We start from the raw sequence: 6,131 nt of genomic DNA on the forward strand, positions 1-6,131 counted from the left end.
TTTCTTCTATATAAAAAGAAGCCTTCCCAATAGGAAAGGCGTTTATTTCTTATTTAAAAATGAAAGACAAAACAAACAATCTCCTTCTGAACGTACACTGCCATAATGAAGGTTGCAAATGTGGAATCCTTCCTGGTAGAGACGTGCCAGGTTATCATAGCCTTCTCCGATGTCAGTAGACTCTTTTTTGGCTTTAGCCGAAGACTTTTTAACGATATTCCGCTTTTGATCGGAATTCAGTTTGTTCCGCAGATTTTCATTTTCCATCACGAGATGGTGGTTTTCTTCTATTAATGTAGCCAAATGGGTCTTAAAATCTTCCAGTTGCTGTGAAAGCTCTGTGATTTGCTCTTCCATCTGTACTACGCGGGAAAATATTGTTTTCTTTTCCACGAATTCCACCTCTTTTACTCTGTGGCCTGACTGAATAATTCCTCTCTCTTGCCAGCGAGCTCGTCCAATGTAAACTCGGTTGTTCTTTCCATTGATGGAATGTTCACTTGAATGAGTTTTTCAAGCAAGTTTAAGCCGACAACACGACCAACACCATGAGGGGTCATAATCTCTTCACCAACATCAGGCATTTCTTCTTTAACTTCTTCATAATAGTCATTTTCATACTTTAAACAGCACATTAAGCGTCCGCATAGCCCTGAAATTTTTGCAGGATTTAAGGATAGGTTCTGATCCTTTGCCATCTTGATCGATACAGGTTCAAAGTCCCCAAGGAATGTGGAGCAGCAGAGCATTCGGCCACATGGACCGATTCCGCCTAGCATCTTCGCTTCATCCCTTACGCCAATCTGTCTGAGCTCAATTCTTGTTCGGAAGATAGAAGCCAGGTCCTTTACCAGTTCACGGAAATCAATTCTTCCGTCTGCAGTAAAATAAAATATGATTTTGTTACGATCAAACGTATATTCAACATCGACAAGCTTCATATCGAGCTTATGTTCGATGATTTTTTCTTCACAACTTTGAAACGCTTCCTTAGCGGCTGCTTTATTTTCCTCTACAGACAAAATGTCTTTCTGTGTCGCGAGCCTAACGACTTTTTTTAAAGGAAGAACAACATCATTCTCGCCGACTAGTTTCTTATCGATAACTACCTTGCCATATTCTATTCCACGCGCTGTTTCCACAATGACAAACGCGTCTTTTTTCACTTCAAGGTCGCCGGGGTCGAAATAATATACTTTACCCGCTTTTTTAAAGCGGATTCCCACTACCTCATACAAGGTTTTATCCCTCCCGTAATCGTAAAACCAACTGCTCCATCACCATCAGGGGGCTGACGTTGCTCCTGAGTCTGGCTTGAGCAGTCAGTATAGCTTGCAGTGCTTCACCCGTCTTCTTTTGAGAAGTGTGAAGTGCCTGCTGCTCTAATGCTTGAAGCTGATCGAAAAATACAACATTTTCCGAGTTTGATAAATGTATAGATAAAAGATCTCGATACCAGATCAAAAGTAAGTTCAACGCTAAACGCAACTGATCTTTCTCTTTAAAGAAACTTAAATACTGGTCTTGCAGTACAACAAGACAGTAATCAGGCCGCAGCCGCAAGTCCTCCGTTAATTGTATCACTTTGGCTCTAGCTTGTGCAAACCACTCTTCCCTACAAATTTCGAGCGCTTCTGCATAATCAGATGTCAAAGAAGACGCTAATAGAGCGATGGGCTTTGGGATATCTTCGAGTAATTTTTGTAAAATCCCTTGTGGCGGAAGAGGTGTAAAGGATAATGTCTGTGCTCGGGAACGAATGGTCTCAAGTAAACTATGAACCTGTTCCGTAAGCAAAATCGCTATCGTGTCTGCACCAGGCTCTTCTAAAAACTTCAAAAGACTATTCGCTGCCTGAACTGTCATCTTGTCAGCATGTTCCACGATATATACCTTCTTGGAAGATTCCATACCGCTATAAGCAAACTCCTTTTGCAGTCCTCTTATTTGATCAATCTTGATCGTCTGCCCATCGGGTGTGATGATATGAACATCCGGATGATTTCCTGATGAGATCCTCTTACAGTTCGGGCAGCTTTCACATGGATTTCCATCTTCCATATTTCTGCAGAGAAACGTTTTTGCAAGAACAGTTGCTATCGCCATTTTTCCTGTTCCATGTGCCCCTTCAAAAATATATGCATGAGCAAGGCGCTGTTTTCTTATACTGTTTTTTAATAACTTCACAACACGGGGCTGTGTCTTGCTGCTTTCTACCCAGCTCGCCATACTCCAACTCACCTACTACGTATATAGATTCACTAACAACCCTTTTATTTCACCGATTCTATCGAGCAAAGAGATTGAATCTTTTTCCTGGCCCAAAACAGCTTCTGTCAGTAAGATCAGATGTTCATCTACTTCTTTTACAAGCTTTAGTGTTCTCGATCTTCCTTGTTCGTTCCAGCTTTTATTCTGCTTCAGCTGCATACCGAAATCAACTGCTTCTTTTACAAAGCGCTGAACTAAATTTTTATAAAGCTGCAGATCTCGTACTGTCTGAGATTGAAGCAGCCTTTTTCCTTGGTTCTCTATATCACCTAACAGCCTAGTTAACTGTTCGGAATGTAATTTCTCACTCTGTTTGGAAACGGCTTCCCCAAAGGAAAGAGCTGGCTTTTTTCCTGTCTTTCCTTCGTTTTGTTTTGTCTCAAGAACTGGTCTTATGTCTTGGCCGATTTTCATAATAACCCCTCAAATTTGGTATTAGAATTGCTGAAAACTTTCAACTGGGAGAACAAACACCGTCGCACCGCCTACTTCAACTTCAACCGGGTATGGTACATAGGCATCTGCGTTCCCACCCATCGGTGAAACAGGCGCAACCATCTGATTACGGCTTTTGCAGTTTTCACGAATAAGCTCCATTACATCATCAATCTGAGCATCTTCCACACCAATCATAAACGTTGTGTTTCCGGCTTTTAGAAATCCACCTGTTGTAGCGAGCTTTGTAGCACGGTAATTTTTTTCAACAAGCGCATCTTGCAGTCGGTTGCTGTCTTTATCTTGAACAACGGCTATAATCATTTTCATGGCAAATGCCTCCTTTTACTTTTCCTTATGATTCGCTAAAAGTTGATCTAAATCCTTCGCAATCTCTTTGAACACCGTTTCATGATCTTGTTCACCATTTACTCGGACGATCCGATCAGACTGTTTGGAAAAGATATGTTCAAATCCTTCCCGTACTCGCTCATGATATGTGAAGTCTTTCTGTTCAATACGATCCAGACTGGCTGTCCCGTATCGGGCTTTCATTCTTTCTCTTCCCACTTGCGGAGAGACATCCACGAAATAACTGCGATCTGGTACCAGGCCGCCAGTAGCAATATTGTTCACTTGCATGACAGGTTCTTCTCCGACACCAAGGCCAAAACCTTGATAAGCAAGTGATGCATCAACAAAACGATCGCAAATAACAACCTTGCCTGCTTCTAATGCTGGAATGATCTTTTCATGAACATGCTGAGCGCGCGATGCGGCGTAGAGGAGTACTTCAGTAAGATCATGCATTTCTTTATGTTCAGGGTCCAAGATGAGTGACCGGATCTTATCGCTTATTCTAGTACCGCCCGGTTCCCGTGTTTGAATAAAGTTGATGTTCTTCTTGCTTAAATAATCTGCAACTTTTGCAACCTGGGTTGTTTTTCCGGACCCATCAGGACCTTCTAATGTAATAAATAAACCTTTCACTTCTACTGCTCCTTACGTTCTATCAAAAACATACATTTTATTATCCATAAAGGCACCTTGAAACCTCGCACCTTTCTTCTTTAATGAAGAATAATGATGAATGTGTTCTGATGTAATTTGTTCTCCTTTTGCAATCAGCGGAATCCCTGGCGGATAAGGAATAATCGCTTCAGCTGCTATGAATCCTTCAGCCGACTCGATTGAAATGGGTTTTACTTTTAACCTTCTCATTTCCCTGTATGATAACGCTAACTTACTGACTGATGTGGAAATGGATGTTGTTTTATATTGTGAATGCCTCGCTTGATAGCTGGCCATTTGTTCAGATATCTTTATGAAGACTTCTTTAAGTTCTTTGATTTTATCAATCGGTCCAAGCGGCAGCACCAATAATACGTTTCGATCATCTGCCAACTCGGTATATAAGCCTTCTTTCTCCAATAAAACTTGCAGATCATATCCTGATATTTCCCTGTCCGACTGAATGGTAACTTTCAATGGATCTAAAATATAATCAATCGGCGCATCTAAAACATTCAAATAAGGAATTGAATCAATAAACAGTCTTAGATCCTTTGTTTGATTGAGTATTTCTTTTATCTCATCGTTTGAAAGGTTTTCGAGAAAAAGACGGCTTAGATCGAGTGATGCCATGATGAGATAAGACGGCGAGCTCGACTGAACCATCTGCAAAACATGTGATAATCGTTGAATATCAGCTCGGTCACTATTTACGTGTAAAAAGGCACCCATCGTTAGTGCAGGAAGTGTCTTGTGCGCAGATTGCACCACAATGTCTGCTCCTCTATGTATCGAGCTCTCGGGCATATCCTTTAGTCCGAAATGTGCTCCATGTGCTTCATCAACTAAAACAATGCCGCCCACACTATGAACGATTTCAGCTATTTCGGTAATATCTTGCTGCATCCCGTAATACGTAGGATTTGTTAGAACGATCCCCTTTAATCCAGGATGCTTTTCAATAGCTTTTTTAACCGTTTTATAAGAAATCCCCAAAGGGTAACCACCTTTTTCATCGATTTCTGGCTGCAGGAACACAGGTGTCACTCCGGCAAGTTCCAAACCATTTAGAACCGATTTATGGCAGTTCCTCTGAACAAGAACAACATCTCCATCTATAAAAGAAGAGAGAATCATCGCATGATTTCCTGAAGTGCTTCCCCCCACAAGAAAAAAGCTTTTCTGCACGTTGTAATAAGAAGCTAATAACTCTTGTGCTTCTAAAATAGGTCCTTCAGGATGATGCAGGTCATCAAGTCCTGTAAGTTCTGTCACATCCAGGGGCAGAACAGATTGAAAAAAAGAGGTTGCTGTCTTTTCAAAAAGAAGGCCGCTTTTATGACCTGGAACATGAAAAGACCATTTAGTACTTTTTATGTGATTGACTAACGCTTCATACAGCGGTGCATGTTTCATCTTATTTACCCTTTGTTATAAACGTTTTTGGTCCTGTTTAATATACTTATTCTATCATAGTTTCAAGTTCAGCGAATTTGCTGGAAACAAAAAAACAGGCCATTTTCAGCCTGTTTTTATGAAGACGCATTTACTAATTTTAATTTTCTCAATTGTGATAAGTAATGTTTATAATAGTCATCATTGGTTTTAGCCGTCAAAATTTTCTGTTCACATTCCTGGCAAATAAATTGATGAAGAATGTGTAATCCCTGATCCTTCTCCTCTTCACACACCATACAAACTTCCCCGTACTTTCGTGTCGTTTTCATTCTTCCACCTCCATAATGCCATTGTTGCCAGAATTGTTTATTCATATACGTTTTTTCAGATTATTTAAGGTTCTTTAAAATGTATGAAAATCTGGCTCTCGTTGTGTCTGTCTTTATGCAAATCAATAAAATAAACCGAGTTCACGTCTTCATGCTTCCTAAATCCCCGCTATGACAGGTTTTAAAACTAACTGATGTGCTTTGGGAGAGAGTTTGAATATGAGTGATATTTTTATTTTTGCAAAGGATTAATATGTGATGGATAGGTTTTGGGTGGATAGAAGAATGAGAATATATCAATGACTTAATTAGGCCTGGTTTTGACTTAATTGAGTTTGTTCGCCTCTGTGCCAACCCTTGAAATGATGGAAAAGAAGATGGTTTTGTCCATCTTCTTCCTTATTTAAAGGTTTTCGCATCACGTTTCTGCTCATTTCCTGCCTTTTCTATACAAAAAAGAAGATGAAATGAATTCATCTTCTTCCTCTTTATATATTTTGTTTGATTTATAAGTCTTCGGGAGATTTTATAAGTCCTCAAAAATTCTTATAAGTCTTCAAAAATTTTTAAACGCCCTCAAATTTATTTATGCGTCTTTACCATACTTCGATAAGATCCCGTAATCCATGCTACAACTCATTTTTCAACACAAAAAAAGAAGATGGATATCATCCATCTTCCTTCTTG

At 39.9% G+C, this 6,131-nt stretch carries 8 protein-coding genes; all 8 read right to left on the reverse strand.

Annotated elements, in window-relative coordinates; translation table 11 throughout:
- Positions 1-42 precede the first annotated feature (42 nt).
- The 8 genes from yabA to IEV52_RS21200 all read right to left on the reverse strand — a co-directional run bounded on the left by yabA (position 43) and on the right by IEV52_RS21200 (position 5,444).
- Positions 43-393, reverse strand: a complete 351-nt coding sequence (yabA, locus tag IEV52_RS21165) for a DNA replication initiation control protein YabA (protein ID WP_188404542.1) — start codon at positions 391-393, stop codon at positions 43-45.
- A gap of 14 nt (positions 394-407) precedes the next feature.
- A complete protein-coding gene (locus IEV52_RS21170) occupies positions 408-1,238 on the reverse strand; it encodes a PSP1 domain-containing protein (RefSeq protein WP_188404543.1) in 831 nt (276 codons plus the stop codon).
- Between the two features lie 4 nt (positions 1,239-1,242).
- Positions 1,243-2,229, reverse strand: a complete 987-nt coding sequence (gene holB, locus IEV52_RS21175; protein WP_188404544.1) for a DNA polymerase III subunit delta' — start codon at positions 2,227-2,229, stop codon at positions 1,243-1,245.
- Positions 2,230-2,244: 15 nt separating this feature from the next.
- Positions 2,245-2,685, reverse strand: a complete 441-nt coding sequence (locus IEV52_RS21180) for a YaaR family protein (protein ID WP_188404545.1) — start codon at positions 2,683-2,685, stop codon at positions 2,245-2,247.
- A gap of 21 nt (positions 2,686-2,706) precedes the next feature.
- On the reverse strand, positions 2,707-3,036 hold the full coding sequence (locus IEV52_RS21185; RefSeq protein WP_188404546.1) for a cyclic-di-AMP receptor: 330 nt from the start codon (positions 3,034-3,036) through the stop codon (positions 2,707-2,709).
- Between the two features lie 15 nt (positions 3,037-3,051).
- Positions 3,052-3,696 (reverse strand): dTMP kinase, encoded by a 645-nt coding sequence (tmk, locus tag IEV52_RS21190; RefSeq protein WP_188404547.1) that lies wholly within the window; start codon positions 3,694-3,696, stop codon positions 3,052-3,054.
- A gap of 12 nt (positions 3,697-3,708) precedes the next feature.
- The gene (locus tag IEV52_RS21195) at positions 3,709-5,133 is read right to left on the reverse strand and encodes an aminotransferase class I/II-fold pyridoxal phosphate-dependent enzyme (protein WP_188404548.1); all 1,425 of its coding nucleotides are present in this window, start codon (positions 5,131-5,133) and stop codon (positions 3,709-3,711) included.
- Positions 5,134-5,249: 116 nt separating this feature from the next.
- Positions 5,250-5,444, reverse strand: coding sequence for a sigma factor G inhibitor Gin (locus IEV52_RS21200; protein WP_188404549.1), 195 nt, complete (start codon positions 5,442-5,444; stop codon positions 5,250-5,252).
- Between the last annotated feature and the right edge of the window lie 687 nt (positions 5,445-6,131).

It is taken from the genome of Fictibacillus barbaricus (assembly GCF_014635025.1).
Lineage (GTDB): Bacteria > Bacillota > Bacilli > Bacillales > Fictibacillaceae > Fictibacillus > Fictibacillus barbaricus.